This window comes from Saccharopolyspora griseoalba, from assembly GCF_042665275.1.
GTDB lineage: Bacteria > Actinomycetota > Actinomycetes > Mycobacteriales > Pseudonocardiaceae > Saccharopolyspora > Saccharopolyspora griseoalba.
In genome coordinates this window covers 276,612-299,427 of the sequence record NZ_JBHTCJ010000004.1, presented here as the reverse complement: position 1 = coordinate 299,427, position 22,816 = coordinate 276,612, and the positions used below count along the sequence as shown (strand labels likewise).

Annotated in this window: 25 protein-coding genes; 11 read left to right on the top strand and 14 right to left on the bottom strand. The window is 70.8% G+C overall.

The genetic code is table 11. The features are described from left to right. Positions 1–195 precede the first annotated feature (195 nt). Positions 196–567 carry a DUF5319 domain-containing protein gene (locus ACFQRI_RS10295; protein ID WP_380667320.1) on the top strand — a complete coding sequence of 124 codons (372 nt, stop codon included), beginning with the start codon at positions 196–198 and terminating at the stop codon, positions 565–567. A gap of 88 nt (positions 568–655) precedes the next feature. Here ACFQRI_RS10295 and ACFQRI_RS10290 read toward each other — a convergent pair whose 3' ends face one another. The 4 genes from ACFQRI_RS10290 to ACFQRI_RS10275 all read right to left on the bottom strand — a co-directional run bounded on the left by ACFQRI_RS10290 (position 656) and on the right by ACFQRI_RS10275 (position 4,652). Further along, positions 656–1,759: an anti-sigma-D factor RsdA gene (locus tag ACFQRI_RS10290; RefSeq protein ID WP_380667036.1), complete on the bottom strand. Its 1,104-nt coding sequence runs from the start codon at positions 1,757–1,759 to the stop codon at positions 656–658. Beyond that, the gene (locus ACFQRI_RS10285; RefSeq protein WP_380667033.1) at positions 1,760–2,332 is read right to left on the bottom strand and encodes a sigma-70 family RNA polymerase sigma factor; all 573 of its coding nucleotides are present in this window, start codon (positions 2,330–2,332) and stop codon (positions 1,760–1,762) included. A 464-nt stretch (positions 2,333–2,796) separates the two neighbouring features. Further along, positions 2,797–3,393, bottom strand: a complete 597-nt coding sequence (locus ACFQRI_RS10280) for a response regulator transcription factor (RefSeq protein WP_344125513.1) — start codon at positions 3,391–3,393, stop codon at positions 2,797–2,799. A 296-nt stretch (positions 3,394–3,689) separates the two neighbouring features. Further along, positions 3,690–4,652, bottom strand: a complete 963-nt coding sequence (locus ACFQRI_RS10275) for a MerR family transcriptional regulator (RefSeq protein ID WP_380667031.1) — start codon at positions 4,650–4,652, stop codon at positions 3,690–3,692. Positions 4,653–4,992: 340 nt separating this feature from the next. Here ACFQRI_RS10275 and ACFQRI_RS10270 point away from each other — a divergent pair, with 340 nt between their 5' ends. Continuing rightward, positions 4,993–5,298 (top strand): WhiB family transcriptional regulator, encoded by a 306-nt coding sequence (locus ACFQRI_RS10270; protein WP_093414062.1) that lies wholly within the window; start codon positions 4,993–4,995, stop codon positions 5,296–5,298. A 147-nt stretch (positions 5,299–5,445) separates the two neighbouring features. Here the strand turns inward: ACFQRI_RS10270 and groL are convergent, their stop codons facing one another. Further along, positions 5,446–7,068: a chaperonin GroEL gene (groL, locus tag ACFQRI_RS10265; RefSeq protein WP_380667028.1), complete on the bottom strand. Its 1,623-nt coding sequence runs from the start codon at positions 7,066–7,068 to the stop codon at positions 5,446–5,448. Between the two features lie 123 nt (positions 7,069–7,191). Next, positions 7,192–7,482 carry a co-chaperone GroES gene (groES, locus tag ACFQRI_RS10260; RefSeq protein WP_380667026.1) on the bottom strand — a complete coding sequence of 97 codons (291 nt, stop codon included), beginning with the start codon at positions 7,480–7,482 and terminating at the stop codon, positions 7,192–7,194. 805 nt (positions 7,483–8,287) lie between these two features. Here groES and ACFQRI_RS10255 point away from each other — a divergent pair. Next, complete coding sequence (locus tag ACFQRI_RS10255) at positions 8,288–8,866, top strand: SanA/YdcF family protein (protein ID WP_380667024.1); 579 nt, start codon at positions 8,288–8,290, stop codon at positions 8,864–8,866. A gap of 60 nt (positions 8,867–8,926) precedes the next feature. Here ACFQRI_RS10255 and tsaD read toward each other — a convergent pair whose 3' ends face one another. From tsaD to ACFQRI_RS10220, 7 genes are all read right to left on the bottom strand, one after another. After that, positions 8,927–9,979 (bottom strand): tRNA (adenosine(37)-N6)-threonylcarbamoyltransferase complex transferase subunit TsaD, encoded by a 1,053-nt coding sequence (gene tsaD / locus ACFQRI_RS10250; RefSeq protein ID WP_380667022.1) that lies wholly within the window; start codon positions 9,977–9,979, stop codon positions 8,927–8,929. Next, positions 9,976–10,434: a ribosomal protein S18-alanine N-acetyltransferase gene (rimI, locus tag ACFQRI_RS10245; RefSeq protein ID WP_380667318.1), complete on the bottom strand. Its 459-nt coding sequence runs from the start codon at positions 10,432–10,434 to the stop codon at positions 9,976–9,978. Before rimI ends, tsaD begins: the two co-directional genes overlap by 4 nt. Before the next feature lie 17 nt (positions 10,435–10,451). Then, the gene (gene tsaB, locus ACFQRI_RS10240; RefSeq protein ID WP_380667020.1) at positions 10,452–11,099 is read right to left on the bottom strand and encodes a tRNA (adenosine(37)-N6)-threonylcarbamoyltransferase complex dimerization subunit type 1 TsaB; all 648 of its coding nucleotides are present in this window, start codon (positions 11,097–11,099) and stop codon (positions 10,452–10,454) included. A 146-nt stretch (positions 11,100–11,245) separates the two neighbouring features. Continuing rightward, positions 11,246–11,842 carry a GTP-binding protein gene (locus ACFQRI_RS10235; protein ID WP_380667018.1) on the bottom strand — a complete coding sequence of 199 codons (597 nt, stop codon included), beginning with the start codon at positions 11,840–11,842 and terminating at the stop codon, positions 11,246–11,248. Beyond that, complete coding sequence (locus ACFQRI_RS10230; RefSeq protein ID WP_380667016.1) at positions 11,823–12,152, bottom strand: DUF742 domain-containing protein; 330 nt, start codon at positions 12,150–12,152, stop codon at positions 11,823–11,825. The genes ACFQRI_RS10235 and ACFQRI_RS10230 overlap by 20 nt, the downstream gene beginning before the upstream one ends. Positions 12,153–12,199: 47 nt before the next feature. Beyond that, the gene (locus tag ACFQRI_RS10225; protein ID WP_380667014.1) at positions 12,200–12,607 is read right to left on the bottom strand and encodes a roadblock/LC7 domain-containing protein; all 408 of its coding nucleotides are present in this window, start codon (positions 12,605–12,607) and stop codon (positions 12,200–12,202) included. Next, positions 12,604–15,219 carry a sensor histidine kinase gene (locus ACFQRI_RS10220; protein WP_380667012.1) on the bottom strand — a complete coding sequence of 872 codons (2,616 nt, stop codon included), beginning with the start codon at positions 15,217–15,219 and terminating at the stop codon, positions 12,604–12,606. The genes ACFQRI_RS10225 and ACFQRI_RS10220 overlap by 4 nt, the downstream gene beginning before the upstream one ends. Positions 15,220–15,968: 749 nt before the next feature. On the opposite strand from ACFQRI_RS10220, the gene ACFQRI_RS10215 reads away from it, so the two are divergent. From ACFQRI_RS10215 to ACFQRI_RS10200, 4 genes are all read left to right on the top strand, one after another. Beyond that, positions 15,969–18,203: a xanthine dehydrogenase family protein molybdopterin-binding subunit gene (locus ACFQRI_RS10215; protein WP_380667010.1), complete on the top strand. Its 2,235-nt coding sequence runs from the start codon at positions 15,969–15,971 to the stop codon at positions 18,201–18,203. A gap of 28 nt (positions 18,204–18,231) precedes the next feature. After that, the gene (locus ACFQRI_RS10210; RefSeq protein ID WP_380667008.1) at positions 18,232–18,705 is read left to right on the top strand and encodes a (2Fe-2S)-binding protein; all 474 of its coding nucleotides are present in this window, start codon (positions 18,232–18,234) and stop codon (positions 18,703–18,705) included. A gap of 120 nt (positions 18,706–18,825) precedes the next feature. Next, positions 18,826–19,413, top strand: a complete 588-nt coding sequence (locus ACFQRI_RS10205; RefSeq protein ID WP_380667006.1) for a hypothetical protein — start codon at positions 18,826–18,828, stop codon at positions 19,411–19,413. Continuing rightward, complete coding sequence (locus ACFQRI_RS10200) at positions 19,398–19,877, top strand: copper resistance CopC family protein (RefSeq protein ID WP_380667004.1); 480 nt, start codon at positions 19,398–19,400, stop codon at positions 19,875–19,877. The genes ACFQRI_RS10205 and ACFQRI_RS10200 overlap by 16 nt, the downstream gene beginning before the upstream one ends. A gap of 88 nt (positions 19,878–19,965) precedes the next feature. Here ACFQRI_RS10200 and ACFQRI_RS10195 read toward each other — a convergent pair whose 3' ends face one another. Continuing rightward, positions 19,966–21,090 carry a glycerate kinase gene (locus ACFQRI_RS10195; RefSeq protein WP_380667002.1) on the bottom strand — a complete coding sequence of 375 codons (1,125 nt, stop codon included), beginning with the start codon at positions 21,088–21,090 and terminating at the stop codon, positions 19,966–19,968. A gap of 230 nt (positions 21,091–21,320) precedes the next feature. On the opposite strand from ACFQRI_RS10195, the gene ACFQRI_RS10190 reads away from it, so the two are divergent. From ACFQRI_RS10190 to uraH, 4 genes are all read left to right on the top strand, one after another. Next, positions 21,321–21,569, top strand: coding sequence for a thiamine-binding protein (locus tag ACFQRI_RS10190; protein ID WP_380667000.1), 249 nt, complete (start codon positions 21,321–21,323; stop codon positions 21,567–21,569). Then, complete coding sequence (locus ACFQRI_RS10185; RefSeq protein ID WP_380666998.1) at positions 21,553–21,927, top strand: helix-turn-helix domain-containing protein; 375 nt, start codon at positions 21,553–21,555, stop codon at positions 21,925–21,927. Before ACFQRI_RS10190 ends, ACFQRI_RS10185 begins: the two co-directional genes overlap by 17 nt. Before the next feature lie 83 nt (positions 21,928–22,010). Continuing rightward, a complete protein-coding gene (gene uraD / locus ACFQRI_RS10180) occupies positions 22,011–22,493 on the top strand; it encodes a 2-oxo-4-hydroxy-4-carboxy-5-ureidoimidazoline decarboxylase (protein WP_380666996.1) in 483 nt (160 codons plus the stop codon). Then, entirely contained in the window at positions 22,490–22,816 is a 327-nt protein-coding gene (gene uraH, locus ACFQRI_RS10175) for a hydroxyisourate hydrolase (RefSeq protein WP_380666994.1), read from the top strand. Before uraD ends, uraH begins: the two co-directional genes overlap by 4 nt.

The window sequence follows — 22,816 nt, the reverse complement described above, 5'->3', positions numbered from 1 at the left end:
AGTACAGGGATTCCCCGAATGATAGAGACCACAGGTCAGCGCCCACATGCCCCGTCCCAGCAGGGGTGTGCCACACCACGGAGCGTGCAGGCGGGCTCCGCCGCGCCCCGCGCGCGACGAGTTCAACGACACCTCCCCCGAGCGCCCCACAGCGCCGGTGCAGCCGGTACCGTGCGGTTCGTGCCGCAAGATCCGATGCCACCAGACCCGTTCGCGGGCGACCCGGAAGATCCGAGCATGGCACTCGGGGACCACGACGCCGACGACGGGCCGCCGCTCGGCGACGAGGAGCGCGCCGAGCTGCTCGCCGACCTCACCGACCTCGCCGTCTACCAGGCGCTGCTCGAACCCCGGGGCGTCCGGGGGATCGTGGTGGACTGCACGGACTGCGGCGAGTGCCACTACCACGACTGGGAGCTGCTGCGCTCCAGCCTCGCCCAGCTGCTCCACGACGGGAAGATGCGCCCGCACGAGCCGGCCTTCAACCCGGACCCCGGCCACTACGTGACCTGGGAGTACTGCCGCGGCTACGCCGACGGCGTCACGGAGAGCGAAAGCGCCCGCTGAAGCTCCCGGCTCCCGCGCGAAGGCGCGGTCCGAACGCGAAGAAGGGGTTCCCGATCGGATCGGGAACCCCTTCTTCGCGTTCGCGGGCTCACTGCTGGGAGGTGGTCTCCTGCTGACCGCTGCTGCTGCCGTCCTGCGGGAAGAAGCTCCAGCCCGAGGACGAGCTCTCCGAGCTGCTGGTCTCGCTCGGCGAGGTGGTCGGCTCCGTCGGACCGGTGGTGCTCGACGGAGGCGTCGAGCTGCCGGTCGGCGGGACCGGGGGAAGCGGCTGCGAGGGCGACGGCGGCGCGCTCGGCATCTCCGAGGTGCTCGGCGTCGAGCTCGTCGAGGAGGGCTCGCTGTCGTTCTCGCCGATCCGCTTGGTCAGCGAGGCGTGCGCGGCCCTGAGCTCGCTGAGCCCGTGCTCGGCGTCGACCTGGCCCATCCGCTCGCGGGCCGAGCGCAGTGCTTCCTCGGCCGCGGTGAGCCTGCCGTCCTCGACCGCGCCCTCGGCGGTGTTCAGGTCCTCGCGCACGTCGGTCGCGGCCTGGATGGCCTGCGTGCGGTCGGTGTAGAGCACCTTGGCCACGCCCCACAGCATGTCGCCGGGCTGCGCGTCGCGAGCGGCCACGCCGACGCCGGTGAAGGTGATCATCAGAACCGCGGCTGCGGTGGCCACCGGGACGAGGTGCCTGCGGCGCAGCCCGCGCCGCGGCCGCTTGCCCTCGGCGATCGCCGTAGCGGCGGTGTCAACGTTCACCAGATCACCGATCGGCGCGGCGTCCACGTCCTGGCGCCACGCGACCAGCAGTTCTTCGACGCTCGGACCGGAATCGCCGGTGAGAGCGGACACGTCGGGGTCGGTGCCGCCGAGCGCGTCCAGCAGGGCATCGTCGTCCTGCAACGTCGTGAGGTCGATCGGCTCGTCGTCGAACTCGGCCGCGCCGACCTCTCCCTCGTCGGCGGCCTCGGTGCGCTGCCGGAAGGCGAGCACCTCGGCGCCGGACCCAGCGCCGGCGTCGTCCTGCGGAGCCGCTGACTCGGCAGAGCCGGATTCCCGGTGCTTGTCGATCAGTTCCGTTCCCTCGTCTGCGGGCGCCGCTCCGGGATCCGCGTCCCGTTCGTCGCCATTGGTCGAACGGTCCTGGTGCAGCCCGGACTCGATCGGGTCGCCTCCTCGCTGCTCCCCTTCGGGCCCTTTCCGCTCAGCCATTCAGACCACCTCCTCCGCGGACAGCGTCTTGCGCAGCCGGGCCAGCGCGCGGTGTTGCGCCACGCGCACGGCGCCCGGCGTCGAGCCGACCGCTTCGGCGGTTTCCTCCGCCGACAGCCCGACCACCACCCGGAGCAGCAGGATCTCCCGCTGCTTGTCCGGGAGGACGCGAAGCAATTGCGCCATCCTGCCCGAGAGCTCACCCTGCATCGCCCGCTGCTCGGGTCCCGCCTCGGATTCCGGAGTGTCCGGGACGTCCGCGACGGGATCTGAGCGGTTGCGAGCCGAAGCACGGTGCGCATCAGCCACTTTGTGCGAGGCGATGCCGTACACGAACGCCAGGAACGGACGACCCTGGTCCTTGTAAGTGGGCAGCGCGGTCAGCACCGCGAGGCACACTTCCTGGGCCACGTCGTCCGCGCTCGCGAACGACCGTTCGTTTCGTCCGACCCTGGCGCGGCAGTACCGCACCACCAAAGGACGGATTTCGGCCAGCAAGCGCTCAATCGACTGACGATCGCCGTCGACGGCGGCGCTTACAAGAGCGTCCAGCCCGTCCCCCACATTGGTCATCGCAGACAGCAGCCCTGGTGTTACGCGTTCAAGCGATTCGGATTTGCCCGGCGAAACTCGCGTGCACCGCACGCTGCGCCGTGGCCACCGTACCGGGCACGGGGCGCTCGCAGAACAGGGAGTGGGAAGCGCGGGTGGAGGTCGTCACGCATCCACATCTACCAGAAGCCGGAGCCGAAGGTGTTCGCCCTGGACAACACGATCTCGCCAGGGCCGGCGCGCGGAGCTCCGCAGCTCTCGCGCGAGCCGCCCGGGAACGGCTCCGTCGGTGATTTGTCGGGGTTTTCGCGATTCCGGACGCGAAAACCCCGGCGCCGGCGAAACTATGGCTCGCGTCACACACCCGGGGTGATGCGTGACGCGAGCCTCAGTCGCCCGGTGACGTCAGCTCGCGGGGAGTCAACGTTTGAGCCGAGCGCCGGCGTCCCCCAGCGACGGCGCGCTCCGGCTCGCGGGTTCGATCGTCAGGCGACCAGACCGCGGCGGAACCCGTGCGCCACGGCCTGAGCACGGTCCCGAACGCCCAGCTTGCGGAAGAGCCGGCGCGCGTGAGTCTTGACCGTGTCCTCGGAGAGGTAGAGCTCGCGGCCGATCTGGCCGTTGCTCTTGCCCTGGCTCATGCCCCGCAGCACCTGGAGCTCGCGCTCGGTCAGCTGCACGCCCGGGTCGGACGGCTGCCGCGGAGCGGGCACCGAGGTGCTGGCCAGGGTGTGGGCCAGCGCGGCGACCAGTTCGGGGCGGGACGCGTCCCAGCGGAGGTAACCGCGGGCACCACCGGCGATGGCGGCAGCGATGCTGGCCGCGTCGTCCGGTGCACCGAACACGATCACGTTCGCTTGCGGGTGGGCCGAGACGAGCCGCCGGGTGGCCTCCACGCCGTTGGGCACCGCTCGCTGGGTACCGACCAGCACGACGTCCACGGACTGCCGCGAGAAGCGGGCCAACAGCTCGTCACCATGTGCGACGCAATCAATCCGGCTCACTCCCGGGACAGCTGACATCACACGAGTGAGCCCTTCCCGGACGCTACGTCGGTCATCGCAGATCAAGACCGTCGTCACGGGAACTCCTTCCTGCAGGCGAGTGACGTTCCATCTCCCCTATCGGACGCACAGAGCGGAACCTTGACACGATCCGGTGCTAAATCCGCACAGAAAGCTGTTCAAGTACACACGTGAGAGGTCTTCACTAGTTCGGAGCAACCGCTTGCGGCTACCCCGAGGAATCAACCGGGCGGGCCTCATACCTGCGATATTCACCCGATCGCACACCTCTCGCGGGAGACTTCGCCCGTCCGATCGACCATCCGGGCGACGGCTTCCAAGCCCTTATGTGATTTAGGTCACACATGCTCAATCTAGCCGAGCACGGTCTCCGACACCCGCGAGACGGCCGCCTCCAGCGAGCCGAGCCGTTCGGCGTGCCCCGGCAGCGCCTCGGCCGACCACCCGGCGCCGGCCACGAACGCGCGCGCCCGCTGGCGGGTGATCGGAATGTCGTCCAGGACGCGCGGAGCGGCGTAGTGCGGCTGCTCCGCCCACAGCACCACCGCCGCGGGCGCTGAGCGGCGCACAGCGGCAGCCAGGCCCTCGCGCGGCAGGGCCGCGCCGTAGAGGCGGTGCCCCACCCGGTTGACCGCCAGCGCGGCCGCCAGCGCCACCAGCTCGAGCCCCTGGGCCTCGCCGGGCACCGGGGCCAGCACCACCGGGCGCGGGTTGATCGGTGCGGGCGCGGTGGCGATCACCGAGCGCAGCGCCGTCGAGGCGCAGTCGGCGAGCAGCTGCAACACCTCCACCCCGGTCCCGGAGCGCTGACGGCGCTCGCCGACCGCGCGGAGCACCGGCTGCAGCATCTCCTGCCAGGTGGCCACCACCCCTTCGGACTCCAGCGCCTCGATCAGCAGCTGCTGCGCCGAGTAGGAGTCCAGCGCGAGCGCCGCGCGCCCCAGGCCGCGGGTGCGCGGCCCGGCGCCGGTGAGCTTGAGGCCGCGGCCACCGGTGCTCGACCCGGCGAACTTGAGCTCGTCGTCGCTGCCGTCCAGCACGCCGGACAGCAGCACGGGCTCGTCCCCACCGGTCACGCTCTCCGCCTCGGCCGACTTCGCCGACGAGGACGGGGCCGCCGACACGGTGCGGGCGTAGCGGGCGGCCTCCATCGGGGAAGCGCCGCGCAGCAGCGCCCGCTGCATCTGCTCCAGGCGGGCGATGTCGTCCGGCCCGTAGCGCCGGTGCCTGCCGCTGGTGTGGCCGCTGGGACCCAACCCGTAGCGGCGGTCCCAGGTGCGCAGCGTCGCCGGTGCCACGCCGAGCCGGCGCGCCACCGCCGCGACGCTGAGTCGCGGCTCCTCGTCGGAGCCCTCAGCGCCGCCCGAGAACTCCTCCGACCCCGGCTCCGATGCGTCGATCGGGAGCGGGGGCTCCACCTCTCGGGCTGATTCCGGCCGCGTCGTCACGCGGGACATATTCCGGTCCACGCACGCGGAGAGCAAGCCGTTGGCACTTCGATCACCCGAAACCAAAAGATCACTCCAACGATGAACAGCTTGTGACGCGAAAAGGGTTGAACAAGTTTTGACTCGGTTCTACGGTCGGATCATGCGAGGCTACGGCAGTCCCGTCGTAGCGAGGGAGGGGATCCACCGGTAGGAGGTGGTTGTCGCAATGGCAGACACTCGACGGCTTCCAGGCCCGAACGCGGACATCTGGGATTGGCAGATCCGGGGTTCGTGCCGGGGCATGGACAGCGCGTACTTCTTTCACCCGGACGGCGAGCGCGGCCCGGCACGAGCCAGGCGGGAGGCGAAGGCCAAGGAGGTGTGCCAGCACTGCCCGGTGCTCGCGCAGTGCCGGACGCACGCTCTGGCGGTTCAGGAGCCCTACGGCATCTGGGGCGGGCTGTCCGAATCGGAACGCGAAGTGATCATCAAGGCGCGCAAGCGCCAGCAGCTGGCGGTCGCGGCCAGCTGACCTGCGACGACCGCCGAGAGCGGCCGGTCTCCGGGCGCGGATGATTCGAGGGGCGTCATCCGAACCCCGGCGAGGAGACGAAGTGGGGAGAAAGAGATCGGGGCGGCACCCGCGCGGGTGCCGCCCCGATCTTCGTCGTTCGACCGGTCAGTGACCGTGGCCGTGACCGTGCCCGTGGCCGGATTCCTCGGCCTTCTCGGCCGGCTTGTCCACCACGGCGGACTCGGTGGTGAGCACCATCCGGGCGATGGACGCGGCGTTGGAGACCGCGGAGCGGGTCACCTTCAGCGGGTCCACCACACCGGCGGCGAGCAGGTCGCCGTACTCACCGGTGGCGGCGTTGTAGCCGGAGCCCCAGTCCAGGTCGCGGACCTTGGAGACCACGACCGCGCCCTCCTGGCCCGCGTTGTTGGCGATCCAGAACAGCGGGGCCTCCAGCGCGCGGCGCACCAGCTGCACACCGGTGGCCTCGTCGCCGGACAGGCCGAGGTTGCCCTCCAGGGACTTGGCGGCGTGGATCAGCGCGGAACCACCGCCGGGCACGCTGCCCTCCTCGGCGGCCGCCTTGGCGGCGGACTGGGCGTCCTCGATCCGGGACTTGCGCTCCTTGAGCTCGGTCTCGGTGGCCGCACCGACCTTGATCACCGCGACGCCGCCGGCCAGCTTGGCCAGCCGCTCCTGCAGCTTCTCGCGGTCCCAGTCGGAGTCGGTGGCCTCGATCTCCTTGCGCAGCTGCGCGGCGCGGTCGGAGACGTCCTCGGCCTTGCCCTTGCCGTCCACCACGGTGGTGTTGTCCTTGGTGACGGTGATCCGGCGCGCCGAGCCCAGCACCTCCTCGCCGACCTCGGAGAGCTTCAGGCCCAGCTCCGGCGCGATGACCTGAGCACCCGTGACCACGGCCAGGTCGTCCATGAACGCCTTGCGGCGGTCGCCGAAGTACGGGGCCTTGACCGCGGCGACCTTGAAGGTCTTGCGGACGGCGTTGACCGCCAGGGTGGACAGCGCCTCGCCCTCGACGTCCTCGGCCACGATCAGCAGCGGCTTGCCGTTCTGCGCGATCTTCTCCAGCAGCGGGAGCATCTCCTGCAGGTTGGAGATCTTCTCCCGGTGCAGCAGGATCTGCGCGTCCTCCAGGACGGCTTCCTGGCGCTCGGCGTCGGTGACGAAGTGCGGGGAGATGAAGCCCTTGTCGAACTGCACGCCCTCGGTGACGTCCAGCTCGGTGGCCAGCGTCGAGGACTCCTCGATGGTGATGACGCCGTCCTCGCCGACCCTCTCCATCGCCTCGGCGATCAGATCGCCGATGGCCTCGTCGCGCGAGGACACGGTGGCGATCTGGGCGATGTTGTCGCGGCCCTTGACCGGGGTGGCGTTGCCCTTCAGCGCCTCCACCACGGCATCCGCGGCGGCGGTGACGCCCTTGTTCAGCGCCGCCGGGTTCGCGCCGGCGGCCAGGTTGCGCAGGCCCTCCTTGACCAGCGACTGGGCCAGCACGGTGGCGGTGGTGGTGCCGTCACCGGCGACGTCGTTGGTCTTGGTCGCGACGCTCTTGGCGAGCTGCGCGCCCAGGTTCTCGAACGGGTCCTCCAGCTCGATCTCGCGAGCGATGGTGACGCCGTCGTTGGTGATCTGCGGTCCGCCGAACTGCTTGTCCAGGACGACGTGCCGGCCACGCGGACCGAGCGTGACCTTCACCGCGTCGGCGAGCTGGTTCACGCCGCTCTCGAGCGCGCGGCGCGATTCCTCGTCGAAGGTGATCTGCTTAGCCATGTTTCCAACAGCCCTTCAATGCGTGCCTGATCTGCGCGGGTTCTCACGCCGACATGCGACCGCCCCGGAGGTCCCGCGGTCGGGACCGCCGGGGCGGCACTTGCGCACGTGATGCGGAAGTCGTCAGTTGACGACGGCCAGCACGTCGCGGGCGGAGAGGATCAGGTACTCCTCGCCGTTGTACTTGACCTCGGTGCCGCCGTACTTCGAGTAGATGACGACGTCGCCTTCGTTCACATCCACCGGGATGCGGTTGCCCTTCTCGTCGATTCGACCCGGGCCGACTGCCAGGACCTTGCCCTCCTGGGGCTTTTCCTTGGCGGTGTCCGGGATAACGATGCCGGACGCAGTCGTCGTCTCGGCCTCGCTCGCCTGGACGACGATCTTGTCCTCAAGCGGCTTGATGCTCGCCACGGTGATGACCTCCACCTTCTGGGGCCTTCGAAGCGTTGGCTGGGAATCGACGGCTCCGTGGCTCCCCGCCGTCGCGGGTGCCGGGGCGCTCCGGCGCCGTTCTGCTAGCACTCTACCCAGGCGAGTGCCAACGCTCAACAACCACCCGCATCACTCGAACGCAGGATTGCTCGATTCGACCCGTCCGTCCACCTCGGAGGCGGGGCGCCGGACCGCCCGACCCCGGCCGGACGAGTCGCGGGATGCCGCCGATCTCGCGATTTCACCCGGGCGAGTCACACCCGCCGGCGCGGCCGCCGCACCCCGCGTCGACCCGGTGTCGATCACCCGCCCCGCGCTCACCTGCGGCGTCGTGAACGATGATCAGCGCAGCGTGATCATCGCAGGTAGATCGGCATGCGGTAAATCTCACCAAAGCCCCGAGGTGGTTCACACCGGCCCCATCCGGTGCCATAGGTTGCTGCCCATGCCAGCCCGCTCCAAGCCCGCGAGCCGTCCGTGGGAACGCCGCCCCCGCCCAGCGCGTCCCCCGGGCCCCTCCGGACCCCCGACCCGCTCCTCCTGGCGCCCCAAGTAACCAACCCCCGCTCTCCCCGAATCCCCTCCCGATCGACAACCCGAATCCCCTCCCAATCCGCTCACCGAATCCCCTCCCAGCCCGCGGCCCGAACGGCATGCCAGCCGGGATCGCGGCTGGGAGGGCTTCCCGGCTTCGCCCGAGCAGGTGGTGCCGTCAGGGGTCGCGGCGGCCCGTCGAGTTGACCTTGGGGTGGGCGATCGCCTCGCGCCTGGCAGACTTCGGGTCGTGCGTTTGGTTTCGGTGGCGATCGGGGTGCTGGCCGTCGCGCTCCTGCCGCCCTTCGGATGGGTCCTGACCCGCAGCGCCGGGCGGATCCGCACCGCCTCCGACGTGCCGCCCACCGACGTGGCGCTGGTGCTCGGCGCCGGGGTGCGCTGGGACGGGCTCCCCAGCCGCATCCTGCAGGGGCGGCTGAACGTCGCGCTGCAGCTCTTCCGAACGGGCGGGGTTCGCCGGATCGTCGTCAGCGGTTCACCGGAGTCCCGCGGCCACAGCGAGCCCGCCGTGATGCGGCACTACCTGCTCGACCGGGGCGTGCCGGAACGGGCGATCGTGCTCGACGAGTCGGGCGTGGACACCTGGTCGTCCTGCCGGGCCGCCGCGCAGGACTTCGGGCTCGACGCGCTCACGGTGGTCAGCACCCGCTTCCACCTGCGGCGCGCGATCGCGCTGTGCCGCCGCCGCGGCATCGACGCCTACGGCGTGGGGCACGACGCCGCGGCCGACGGCCTGCGCAGGGTCAACGCCCGCGCCACCCGCCGCGAGCTGCTGGCCACCGTCAAGGCCTTCTGGCTGCCCCGGTAGGGCATTTCCGCATCAGAAGTCCCCGAGCGCACGAGGACTTCTGATGAGAGGAGGGCGCGATCACCGCACGACGATGGTGTCCACCGGCAGACCCGGGTTCGCCGGCATGTCCAGGGGCGAGGGCTTGGCGTCGGCGCGCAGCACGTGCGCGCCGAGCGCGGCGATCATCGCGCCGTTGTCGGTGCACAGCCGGGGCCGCGGCACCCGCAGCTCGATCCCGGCCTCCGCGCAGCGCTCCCTGGCCAGCGCGGACAGCCGCGAGTTGGCCGCCACGCCGCCGGAGATCACCAGGGTGCCCACCTCCAGGTCGAGCGCGGCGCGGACCGCCTTGGCGGTGAGCACGTCGGCCACCGCCTCCTGGAAGGACGCGCACACGTCGGGCACCGAGATCTCCCGGCCCGCGCGCTGCTCGGTCTCCACGTAGCGGGCGACGGCGGTCTTCAGCCCGGAGAAGGAGAAGTCGTACTTCGCATCGCGCGGCCCGGTGAGCCCGCGCGGGAAGGCGATCGCGTTCGGGTCGCCGAGCTTGGCCTGCTTGTCGATCGGCGGCCCGCCGGGGTACGGCAGGTCGAGGATGCGCGCGACCTTGTCGTAGGCCTCCCCCGCCGCGTCGTCGATCGTGGTGCCGATCTCGGTGATCTTCTCGCCGACGCCCTCGACCAGCAGCAGCTGGCTGTGGCCGCCGGAGACGAGCAGCGCCAGGCAGCGCTCCGGCAGCGGGCCGTGCTCCAGGGTGTCCACCGCGACGTGCCCGCCGAGGTGGTTGACCCCGTAGAGCGGGACGTCCAGCGCGCTGGCGTAGGCCTTGGCCGAGGCGACGCCGACCATCAGCGCACCGGCCAGTCCCGGCCCCGCGGTCACCGCGACGGCGTCCACATCGGACAGGGCGAGGCCGGATTCGTCCAGCGCCCGCCGCATCGTCGGCGCCATCGCGGTCAGGTGCGCGCGGCTGGCGATCTCCGGCACCACGCCGCCGAACCGGGCGTGCTCGTCCACGCTGGACGCGACGGCGTCGGCCAGCAGCTCGACCCGGCCGTCGTCGGACAGCCGGACGAAGCCGACACCGGTTTCGTCGCAGGAACTCTCGATTCCGAGAACAATCCGATCGGTCATGACTGCTCCTGAGCGGGCCTGCGCATGGTGTGCGCGTCGGCACCGGACGGCTGGTAGTAGCGCTTGCGCAGGCCGACGACGTCGAAGCCGTGCTTGCGGTACATCTCGATGGCGCGCTCGTTGTCGGTGCGCACCTCGAGGAAGGTGGTCGCCCGCTGCTCGTCGGCGCGGGCCAGCAGCCTGCCCAGCAGCTGCTTGCCCACGCCGCGCCCCTGGAAGGCCGGGTCGACGGCGATGGTGTGCACCTCGGCCTCCGCGTGCGGCGGACGGCCGTTGACCGCCAGGCCCGCGTAGCCGATCAGGCGCTCGCCGAGGTAGGCGCCGAAGTAGTGGTGCCCGTGGTCGAGCTCGGACCGGAAGGCGTGCTCGGACCACGGGTCGTCGCCGGGGAAGAGCGCCTGCTCCAGCTCGACGCACCGGCGCACGTCGCTGCGGCGCAGCTTGAGCACCTGCACCTCGGTGGCCTCGGCGGTCACGTCGATCCCCCGGTGAGCACGGTCTTGCGCTTGCCGGGCTCGGCGGCGTCCGGCCTGCGCAGGTAGAGCGGGACCAGCGGTTCCGGGTCGGCGTCGAGGTCGGCCGCGGCCACCAGCCCGGCGGGCGTGGGGTAGCGCGGTTCGATCACCCGCAGCCCCAGCGACTCGGCGAGCTCCCCGGCCGCGACCTCGTAGCCGCCGGTGGGGACGTCGGCGGGCTTGGCCACGTGCGGGCCGTCGATCCGGGTGGCGCCGTCGTAGGCGGCCCAGAAGGCCTCCTTGCGGCGCGCGTCGGTGGCCACCAGCAGCGGGCCGTCGGCGTCCGCGGCGGCGGCGATCGCGTCCGAGCTGACGACCGGGTGCACCGGGATGCCCCTGGCCTGGCCGAGGGCGGTCGCGGTGGCCAGGCCGACGCGCAGGCCGGTGAACGGGCCGGGGCCGATCCCGGCCACGATCGCGCCGACGTCGGCGAAGGTGCGTCCGGTCTCGGTGAGCAGGTCGAGCACCTGCGGCATCAGCAGTTCGCCGTGCGCGCGGGGGTTGACCGCGACGCGCTCGGCGAGCACGCGAGACCGCCCGCCGTCGGTGGTGACCAGCCCGGCCGTGACCGCGGGGGTCGAGGTGTCCAGCGCAATGACGAGCACGGTTACTCAGAGTACGTCAGCGCTGGTCACGAGTATTACGCGGGCTGGTCGACGCGGCAGGTGCCGTTGCCTCTTTTCATCAGAAGTCCCCCTGAGCACGGAGCGCTCAGGGGGACTTCTGATGAAAAGAGGCCTTCCCGTTCCCGCTACACGCCGGCCTGCTGCTGAGCGCGGGTGACGGCCATGACGTGCTCCATCAGGGTCGTCAGCAGCTCCTTGTTGGAGTCGCGCCTGCGCGCGTCGCAGAGCAGGACCGGGGTGTGGTCGTCGAGGTCGAGGGCCTGGCGGACCTCGTCGGTGTTGTAGATCTGCGAACCGTTGAAGCAGTTGACCCCGACGATGAACGGCAGCCCGCGCTGCTCGAAGTAGTCGATCGCCGCGAAGCAGCTGTCCAGCCGCCGGGTGTCGGCGAGCACGATCGCACCGAGCGCCCCGTTGGCCAGCTCGTTCCACATGAACCAGAACCGCTCCTGGCCCGGCGTGCCGAACAGGTAGAGCACCAGGTCCGAGCTCAGCGTGATGCGGCCGAAGTCGAACGCGACGGTGGTGGTGGACTTCTTCTCCACGCCGCTGAGGTCGTCGACGCCCTCGCTGGCCTCGGTCAGGGTCTCCTCGGTGCGCAGCGGGACGATCTCGCTGACCGACCCGACCAGCGTGGTCTTGCCGACGCCGAACCCACCGGCGACGAGGATCTTCGCGGCGACCGCGCTGACGGAAACTTGCTCAGAGTTTGCGGATCCCATCCAGCACCTTCTGCATCATGTCGAGATTCAGGCCGCCCGCCGGGGACGAATCCGGCCCGAAGACCACGTACTCCCGCTCGATCAGGTCACTGATCAGAATCTTCACCACGCCCAGCGGAAGATCGGCCTTCGCGCTGACCTCGGCGATCGAGACCGGTGTCGGACACGCCTCCAGCACCCGCCGGTAGTTCGGCGAGAGCCCGCGCGCGTTCGGCGGCACCGGCTGGCGCGCCACCACGAGGGTGACCAGGTTCAGCTCGTAGCTCGTGGCACGAGTACGCCCGCGGGTCATGGCGTACGGGCGCACCACCGGTCCCGCGTCCTCGTCGAACCATCCTCGGCCGCTGGACATGGCGCTCACACGTCAGCGGCGCTTCGGGGCGCGGAGCTGAGGTAGTTGCCGACCCGGGTGACCATCCGGTTCGCCTCGAAGGCGATCATGCCGAGGTCGGAGTCCGCCGAGGCCAGCAGCGCCAAGCAGGCCCCTTCGCTGGCCGCGGTGACCATCAGGAAGCAGTTCGCCATCTCCACGACGGTCTGGTAGACCTCGCCGCCCTCGAAGTGCAGCGACGCCCCCTTCGACAGGCTCTGGAACCCGGAAGCGACCGCGGCCAGGTGCTCGGCGTCGGACTGCGCGAGGTCCCTGGTCCGCCCGAGCAGCAGACCGTCGGAGGACAGCAGCGCGGCCTTGTCCACTCCCGCCAGTCGTTGCGCGAGATCGTTGAGCAGCCAGTCAACTTCCTTGCTGTAAGCCTTGAGCGTCATGCCTCGTTTCCTCCTGGCCGCGCAGTCCGACCGGTGTCGTCGCTGCGCGCTCGCTTGGTGCCCGATTGGAAGGCGGTCATGTTGTTGCGGAACCGGTCCGGCGTGCTCGGCGGTCCGCTTTCGGCAGCCGGTTTGCCGGTGGTCTCGGCGTTGCCTCCCTGGTCGAGCTGCGCACGTAGCGGGGCGGCGAGGTTCGCCTTCTGTCCGCGCTTGCGCTGCGGCAGCGGTGGCTTTTCCACCGATCCCGCGGGGGCCAGTCCGTCGCTGGCGACGGCCCCGGCCTTCTTCGGCGTCCCGTTCCAGTCGGGTTCCGGGGGTGCGCCGGAAGTGCTCTTCTTCGGCCGGTCTTCCGCCGGCACGTTGGGCAGCTGGGTGGACAGCCCCGGCACCTGCTGCGGCGGGCGCGGGCCCTGCGCCGACCGCTGCTGCTGCGGCTGCTGGTTCGGCTGCGCCGGCCGCGGCTGCGGGACCGACGGCTGCTGCCCCCGCGGCTTGGCCGGCAGGTCGGGCATCTGGCCCACCGGGTTGTGCGGGGTGATCGGGCTGTCCGGGCCGATCGGGTCCGGCGACTCGTCCGGGTCGAGCCTGCCGGTGAGCTGCCGCTTGCGCGGCACGCTGAGGCGCTCGGTCTCGCCGGGAACGGCGGGCAGCTGCCCGGTGTCCGCGTCGCGGTCCGAGCGGTCGGTCTGCGGACCGCGCTCGGCGACCACGTAGTTCGGGATCATCACCACCGCGCGCACCCCGCCGTAGGCGGACTCGCGGAGCGTGACCCGCAGTTCGTGGCGGGAGGCCAGCCGCGCCACCACGAACAGGCCCATGCGGGCCTCCTCGGACAGCGCCATCACCGAGAAGTCCGGCGGGTCGACGAGCATCCGGTTGAGCTCGTCGAGCTTGTCCTGCTCCAGGCCGATGCCCTGGTCCTCGACCTCGACGATGACGCCCTTGCCGACCACGTTGCCGCGCACCTCGACGTGCGACTCCGGCGGGGAGAACGAGGTGGCGTTGTCCACCAGCTCGGCCAGCAGGTGCACCAGGTCGGCCACCGCGCGCCCCTGCACCGAGACGTCGGGCACCGAACCGATGTCCACCCGGGCGTAGAGCTCGGTCTCGGCCACCGCGCCCTGCACGACGTCGTGCAGGGGGACCGGGTTGCGCCACTGGCGGCCCGGGCGCTGCCCGCCGAGGATGATCAGGTTCTCGGCGTTGCGGCGGGACTGGGTGGCCAGGTGGTCGAGCTGGAAGAGCAGCTCCAGCTGGTCGGGGTCCTCCAGCTTGCGCTCGGCCTTGTCCAGCACCTGCAGCTGCCGGTGCACCATGACCTGGCTGCGGTGCGCGATGTTGAGGAACACCGACCGGACGCCCTGCCGGGTCTCGGCCTCCTGCACGGTCGCGCTGATCGCCGCCATCTGCGCCTTGTTGAAAGCCCTTGCGACCTGGCCGATCTCGTCCCGGCCGAAGTCCAACCAGGACACCTCGTGCTCGATGTCGACCTGCTTGCCGTCCCGCAGGCGGGCGACCACGCTGGGCATCTCGCGCTCGGCCAGCGCCAGGGTCTCCCGGCGCAGCCGGGTCAGCCGCCGCACCACCAGCTGGGAGAGGCGCAGCGCGACCAGGAAGACCACGATCGCGATGAGCACGATGATCGAGCCGGTGATCGCCGAGGCGCCCATCGTCTCGGCGGCGACGGTCTCCCCGAGCGAGACGGCGTAGCCGTAGTGCGACGTGGACAGCGCGTTGAGCTCCTGGGCGAGGTCGTGCGAGGCGCTGATCCAGTCGTCGGTGCTGACCGGGACCGTGATGACCTCGCCCGCGGCGGCCTTGCCGCCGGCGACCTCCATGGCGTCCTGCACCGCGTCGACCCGCTTCCAGGCCGAGCGCTTCTGCAGGGCCTCGTACTCCTGCTGCTCCTGCGGGGTCATTCGCGGGGTCAGCGAGTTGAGGTTGTCGTGGAAGGCGCCGATCTGGTGGGCGTACTCGTGGTACTGGGTGGGCGTCATGCCCACCGAGGTGCGGCCCAGCGCCAGCGCGTGCCCGCGGGCCATCGCGTCGGCGGCGTCGAGCAGGTCGGAGGAGACGCCGGACTCGTAGGAGACCTGCGCATCCGGGGCGTACCGGATGTAGGTCCGGAAGCTCATGTTGTAGGCGTCGATGAGCTCGTTGTAGAAGTTGTAGACCGGGTCCAGCTCCGCGGGTCCGGTGTCGACCTGCTGGCGGACCTCGCGCAGCGCGCCCATCTGGGTGCGGAACTCGTCGAACTCCTCGCGCGCCTCGTCCGGCACCGCGCTGGCGAACTCGTCGACGACCGTCCTCATCTCGTCGACCGAGCGATCGGTGTCGGCGCGGGCGTCGTCCAGCGCCGCGCGGTCGCTGCGACCGCTGAGGTAGACCAGGGTCAGCTGGCGCTCGTCCTGGACGTCGGACAGGAACCGCGCCGAGGGCTCCTTGGCGTCGGCGAGCTTGCTGACGAAGCTGTGCACGCTCAGGCCCTGGTAGACCAGGTAGCCGGACAGGCCGACGCCCACCAGCAGCGCCGCGATGCTCGGCACGAGCGCGATGACGAGTAGCCGCGACTGGATGCTGCCGGAGGCGAAGAGGCGTTTCAGCGTTGACATGGACCTCGTCTCACACCTTCTCCGTTGGTTGGCCCGCGGTCAGGAATTCGGTTCCGATCCCGCAATCTTGAAACGTTCCAGGATCGGTGAGATGCGTCGAAAAAATCCGCAGAGACGCCTGCGTGCCAGATGCCGCAGCAGCCTAGGACCGCACCCATACGCGGTCAACGTGATAAGGATCCATCGACTCGATTGTTATATACGCTGGTCGAGCTGTGTCGGCGGGAACGTTAGCAGACCGCACTGTGCGGGTTTTATTCGCATTCCCCATGTCCGAATCCGACTCGGCCGCGAAACCTTTCGATGAAGGTCACCCGGTGTTCACCCTGCCCGAACGCCCGCATCTCTAGGCCGAACGGAGTAGTCAAAACGCTTCCGTTGGGGCGATTCAGGCAACTGCCTACCCTCGGGTAGGCTCTCGCCGCGATGACCGGAGAAACCCGGTCTGCCCGACTTTCACGCACGGAATTCCCCGACGCAGAGGAAGCGAACTAGGCCCGGATAGTTACCTTCCAACACTTCTGGTCACCAGAGATCAGAAGCGCCGACGAATGTCGCCACGCGCTTTGCCGCGGTGACCAGATTGTTTCATCGCTGCGCGATGCCGCCCCTCATCGCGCGGGCCTTTCGCGCCCCGCTGAGCCGGGTGAGTTTTGTGTTGACCTGTTTGGTTACGTCGGCACGCCTTTTTCCGCTCGGTGAATGGGTTCCGGTCGGCAATGGGTCTGCCGATGCGAGAGGAGTTCTGGATGGTTCACCCCGTCACCGACGCAGCGGAAGAATCCGCTCCGCCCTCCGGGCTGCGTCGGCGTCGATTCCTGGCCTACCTGGCCGCGGCCCCGACGCTGACCATCGCGACCCGGTTCGCGATGGAAGGGGAGGCCGCGGCCGCCCCCGGCCCGGTCTCCGCGCAGCTGCCGCTTCCCCCGGTCTCCGAGATCGCCGACTTCGGCGACGTGATGGTGCTGGCCACCACGCCCACCACCGCGCTGATGAAGCTGGAGTTCACCAGCGACAACAAGGTGCTCTTCGAGCTGCCGCGGCTGGAGGTCGGGCAAGGCCTCAACACCTCGGTGGCGATGATCATCGCCGAGGAGCTGGGCGCCCGGGTCGACGACATCGCGGTCAAGCTCTCCGACGCCCGCCCTGAGCTCGTCTGGAACCAGTTCACCGCGGGCTCGACCTCGATCCGCACGCTGTGGAACCCGTTGCGCCACATGGCCGCCGCCGGTCGGGCGAGGCTGATCACCGCCGCCGCGCAGAAGTGGGGCGTCCCGGCCGACAAGCTCACCGCGCAGGGCACCGGGATCGTCGGACCCGGCGGGCGCAAGGCGACCTTCGGCGAGCTGGCGGGTGCGGCGGCCAAGGTGCTGGCCCCGGCGGTCTCCTCGACCCCGAAGGACGCCTCGGCCTTCGAGGTGGTCGGCAAGGGCCGCGGGCGCAACGACGCCAGGGCCATCGTCACCGGTGAGGCCCAGTACGTCTCGGACATCAAGATCCCGGGCGCGCTGGTGGCCGTGGTGGTCCGCCCGCCGACGCTGGACGGCGAGGTCGAGTCCTTCGACGACTCCGCCGCGCGCAGCATGCCCGGCTTCCAGACCGTCGCCGAGGTCCCCACCGGCGTCGCGGTCGTCGCGGACTACACCTGGCAGGCCATGGAGGCGGCCAAGAAGCTCCAGGTGACCTGGAAGCAGGGCCCGCTGGCCGGCCAGTCCGATTCGGACGTCAAGTCCCAATTGGCGGAGATGACCGGAACTCTCGGCGACACGCTGGGAGACAGCGCCGAGGACGGCGAGATCGACGAGTCCTTCGACTTCGCCTTCGTCAGCCACGCACCGATGGAGATCAACTACGCGGTGGCCGACGTCTCCGGCGGGCAGGCCGAGATCTGGACGCCCGCGCAGTCCCCGGTCGCCGCGCAGAAGGACATCGCCGCGGCCATCGGGATGCCGCTGACCTCGGTGAAGGTCAACGTCACCCGCGCGGGCGGCTCGTTCGGCCGGCACCTGTTCCACGACGCCGCGATCGAGGCCGCGCAGGTCTCCCAGGCCGTCGGCAAGCCGATCAAGCTGTTCTGGACCCGCAACGACGACACCCGGCACGGCCGGATGCGGCCCGCCTCGCACCACCGCATCCGCGCCTCGGCGCGCGGCGGCTCGGTGCAGTCCTGGGCGCACAAGATGTCCACGGTGCAGGTGGACTTCACCCACGGCCTCGGCGACCTGCTGACCTCCTCGGTGGTCCAGGCCGAGGTCGGCAAGCTGCCGGCCAGCCAGCTGTACTTCAACCTCACCCAGGCGGTGCCCTACGACTTCGGGGTCACCACCATCTCGCTGAACGACCTGCAGCTCGACGGCGTGCACACCGGCAGCTGGCGCTCGGTGCACTCGGCGACCTTCCGCACCGCCGAGGAGCTCGTCGTCGACGAGCTCGCCGACCAGGCCGGGGTCGATCGCGCGCAGTTCCGGATGGACAACCTCAAGAGCGACCGGGCCAAGACCGTGCTCCGCAAGGTCATGGAGAACGGCGACTGGGGCAGCTCCACCGGCGAGGGCAAGGCGCAGGGCATCTGCGTGCACGAGGAGTACCGCTCGGTGGCGGCCTGCCTGGTCGAGGTCGACGCTAGCGACCCGGAGAACCCGCGGGTGACCAAGGCGCGAGTGGTGGCCGACGTCGGCCAGCCGATCAACCCGCGCGGCGTCGAGGCGCAGCTGCAGGGCGGTCTGGTCGACGCGATCTCCACCGTGCTGCGGGCGAGCATCCACATCGACGACGGCGCGGTCCGCGAGGGCAGCTACGGCGACTTCCTCTGGGCCCGGCAGCGGCACACGCCGCGCGACCTCGGCATCGAGGTCATGCCCGCGACCACCGGCGACCCGGGTGGTGTCGGCGAGCTCGGGGTGCCGGTCGCCGCGGGCGCGATCGCCACCGCCTACGCCAAGGCCACCGGTACCCGGCCGCGCAGTTTCCCGGTCAACCACTGAGCTCTTCGCCTCGAAGGAGTTAGCTGCTTTGCCTTCCTACCAACTGACCGTCAACGGCGAGGACGTCGAGGTCGACGCGCCGGAGGACATGCCCCTGCTGTGGGTGCTGCGGGACAAGCTGCGCATCACGGGGCCGAAGTACGGCTGCGGCGTCGGGGTCTGCCGGGCCTGCACCTGCCTGCAGGACGACGAGGAAGTCCAGACCTGCATGGTCAAGATCCAGGACGCCGAGGGCACCGAGGTCACCACCATCGAGGGGCTGGCCGACGGAGACGAGCTGCACCCGGTGCAGCAGGCCTGGCTGGACAACGACGTCGCGCAGTGCGGCTTCTGCCAGCCCGGGCAGATCATGACGGCGGTGGCCCTGCTCAACGAGAAGAGCGAACCCACCGACGAGGAAATCGATAAGATCGAGAACGTCTGCCGGTGCGGCACCTACGGCCGCATCCGGCAGGCCATCAAGCAGGCCGCGGAGAACACCAACTCCGGCTGGTTCTGGTAAGCGGGTTTCCCGCGGGTTCCGGGTCGGCACCCGCGGGTCCTCCGGATGGTGGCCGGGCCGTCGGGGGCCCGGCCACCGCTGCGCGAGCAGCATCCACAGCGGACGAAGTTTGATGAGGGCATGACACTTCGAAGCAACATCCGTCGCAGCAGCTCCGTCGTGGCGGCCGTGGCCGCCTGCGCGGCGTTGGCCGGTTGCGGCGGTGGAACCGACGACCAGCCCACGCAGCAGCCCGCTCCGCACGAGGCCGGGCAGCACGAGCAGGCCGGGCAGCACGAGTCCATGAACATGGGCGACCCCACCCTGCCGCGGGCGGACACGATCGAGGGCGCGAACCTGCGCACCGGCGAGCTCAAGCTCCTGCCGACGCGGCCGCCGGGCCTGGACGGCGCCAAGGGCACCGCGTTCCTGGCCACGCACCAGGGCGGCACCACCGTGACGGTGGAGATGACCGGTCTCAAGCCCGGCAGCAAGTACAAGTCGCACCTGCACGCCAAGCCCTGCTCGCAGGAGAACGGCGGCGGCCACTTCCAGTTCGACCCGAACGGCGCGGAGACCCCGCCGAACGAGGTCCACCTGGTCTTCACCGCCGACGCCCAGGGCAAGGCGATGACCACGGCGAACAACGACCGGCCCGCGGACGCGAAGTCCCTGGTGGTGCACCCGGCCGAGTTCTCCGACAACCGAGTCGCATGCGCCGACTTCTGAGCACCACCCTCGGCACGGCCTTGACCGCGCTGCTGGTGCTCCCCGGGCACGCCCAGGCGCACAGCGGGCTGAGCCGGGCGGACCCCGGTCCGGGCGAGACCGCCCAGGCCGGGGTCGACCGGATCGAGATGGACTTCGCCGGCGATCTCGCGGGCTCGGCGAAGGTGGAGGTTCGCGACTCGGCGGGCACGAACCTGGTCAGCGGCTCGCCGGACGTGTCGGGCAACCACCTCTCGGTCCGGATGGAGCCGCTGAAGCAGGGGCTCCACACGGTGAAGTACACGATCACCTTCGACGACGGGCACACCACCGGCGGCGGCTACTACCTCAACGTGGCCCCGGCGCCCAGGGGCGCCGAGGGCGCCTCCCTGATGCCGTGGTTCTACGCGGTCGGCGGAGGCGTGATCGCCGTCCTGCTGGGCACGATCATCGCCCTGCTGCTGCGCCGCCCGTCCGAGGAGTAGCGCGGGGGCGGTGCCCTTCTTCCGCCAGGTGTGCCCTCCCGCGCGTGATGGGACTTCTGGTGGGAGAAGGGCACCGCGCCCCCGCCGCTCAGAGGTGGAGCTTGGCGATGTCGCGGCCGAGCGTGGTGAGCAGGGAGGCCGCTTCGGTCATGCAGCGCTGGGGGTCCTGCTCCAGGGCGCTCAGGGCGTGCACGGAGCCGAAGCCCGCCTCGGCGAGGCGCGCCTCGGGCAGGTCGCAGACACCGGCCACGGCCACCGCGGGCACGCCGGCCGCGACGGCGCGGGCGGCGACTCCCGCGGGCCCCTTGCCGTGCAGCGTCTGCTCGTCGATCGAGCCCTCGCCGGTGATGACCAGCCCGGCGCCGTCGAGCTGCTCGTCGAAGCCCACCAGTTCGAGGACGATGTCCACGCCGGGACGCATGGTCGCGCCCATCGCGGCCAGCGCCGCGTACCCGACGCCGCCCGCCGCGCCCGCTCCGGGCTGCTCGGCCACGTCGCGGCCACCGGCGGCCAGCATCGCCCGGGAGAACGCGCCCAGCGCCTCGTCGAGCAGCCGCACCTGCTCCGGGGTCGCGCCCTTCTGCGGGCCGTAGACGTGCGCGGCGCCGCGCTCGCCGAGCAGCGGGTTGTCCACATCGGACGCGAGGACGAGCTCCACTTCGGACAGCCGGGGGTCCAGGCCCGACAGGTCGACCTCGGCGACCCGCGCGAGCGGTCCGCCACCGGGCGCGATCGGGTGGCCGAGCTCGTCGAGCATCCGAGCGCCGAGCACGGTGAGCATCCCGGCACCGCCATCGGTGCAGGCGCTGCCCCCGACGCCCAGCACGATCCGCCGCACGCCCGCGTCCAGCGCGGCCAGCACCGCCTCGCCGGTGCCGTCGCTGGAGGCCGCCATCGGTTCGAGCTCGTCGTCGGGGTCCATCGCCGAGAGACCGGAGGCCGAGGCGAGCTCGACCACCGCGGTCTCGCCGTCGACCGCGATCGCGGTGTCCGCGGGATCCCCGACCGGCCCGCTCACGCGCAGCGGGATGCGGGAGAAGCCGGCGGCCAGCGCCACCTCGACGGTCCCGTCGCCGCCGTCGGCCATCGGGGCCTGCCGGATCTCGACGTCGGGCCGCTCGGCGCGGATCCCGGCGGCCACCGCCTCGGCGACCTCGGGCGCGGTCAGCGAGCCCTTGAACTTGTCCGGCGCGATCAGTACGGGACCAGGCAACGCGTTCTCTCCTACGTGGCGAATGGTTTTTCGGATCTCGTCCTGCGAGGCGGTGCGAGCAGCCGGACCCGGCGTGCCGCGCGGCTGCCGGGGCAGCCGCGCGCACCTCCGCGCTACGAGTTCGAAGACGGGTGCTGAAACTCTTATCCACCGGAAGACCCGGGGTCAACGGGTTCACCAAGACTCGTGAGGGCGCAACGGATACGGTTTGTCCTCAGGAGGTGGCGCCGATGATCCTGCACGCCGAGTTCACCACAGAACCCTTCGAGGGAGAAGGAGAACCGCCGGAGCACGCGGCGGTCGCTCGCGACTGCCTCACCGAGGCCGGCCTGGAACCGGACTTCGGTCCGCTGGGCACCGCCATCACCGCCGAACGAGAGGCGCTGCTGCCCGCGCTGGCCGAGGTCCTGGACCGGGCCCTGGACGCGGGCGCCACCCGGATCACGCTGCAGGTGACCGCCGATGACCGACGATCCTGAGATGCACCCGCTGGCCGAGGCGATCGCCCCGCTGCTGGAGCGGATCGGCGCCACCGCCGTGCCGCTGGAGCAGCGGCGGCCGACCGACATCGTGCTCGACTGGGAGGGCGCGCCCGCGGTGGCGGTGCGGGTGCCCGACGAGGAGCTCACCAGCGCGCTGGACCGGCTGATCCGCGCCGTGGAGACCGAGCTGGGCGGCAACCTGCCGGACCTGCCGCGCGCGGACAAGCAGAAGGCGGTCCGGCTGCTGGAGGAGCGCGGCGCGTTCAGCATGCGGAAGTCCGTCGAAACGGTCGCCAAGGCGCTGGGCGTTTCGCGCTTCACCGTCTACAACTACCTCAACAGGGACAACTCCTGACCAGGTAGTTTCAACAAAGTGTTGACACCCCTCGGGTCCGGTCGTAGCTTCTGTCACACCGAACGCCACGCCGGGGAGGCCCGATGCCCGACCTCAACACCCTCTCCCACGACGAGCTCGTCAGCAGGCTTCTGACCTGCTTGAACGTGCCGCGTTGGGCGGAGGACATCGCCGCAGCCCGTCCCTTCGCCACCTCCGACGAGGCGCTGCGGGCGGCCGAGAAGGCCGCGCCGGAGCTCACCACCGAGGAGATCCATCGCGCCCTCACCGCGCACCCGCGCATCGGCGAGCGCGCGCGGGGCGCGGACCAGGACGCGGAGTTCTCCCGCAGCGAGCAGGCCGGTGTCGGCGACGAACTCGCCGAGCAGCTGCGCACCGCCAACGCCGAGTACGAACGCCGGTTCGGGCACGTCTACCTGGTGTGCGCCTCCGGGCGCAGCGGCGCGGAGCTGCTGGAGATCCTGCGTTCCCGGCTGGACAACGACCCCGAAGCGGAACTGGGCATCGTCGCGGCGGAACTCCGCAAGATCGCCCGGCTCCGCCTGGAGAAGGTGATCGACGAATGAGCGCCGTGACCACCCACGTCCTCGACGCCGCGCGCGGCAAGCCCGCCGAGGGCATCGCGGTCCGGTTGGAGACCGCCGGGGGGACCGAGCTGGCCCAGGGCGTGACCAACGCCGACGGCCGCATCGGCGACCTGGGCCCCGATCACCTCGACGCAGGTGACTACCGGCTGACCTTCGCCACCGGCGAGTACTTCGCCGCGCAGCGGGTGGACACCTTCTACCCCGAAGTCTCGATCACCTTCCGCATCGCCGACCCCGCTCAGCACCACCACGTCCCGCTGCTGCTGAGCCCGTTCGCCTACTCCACCTACCGAGGGAGCTGA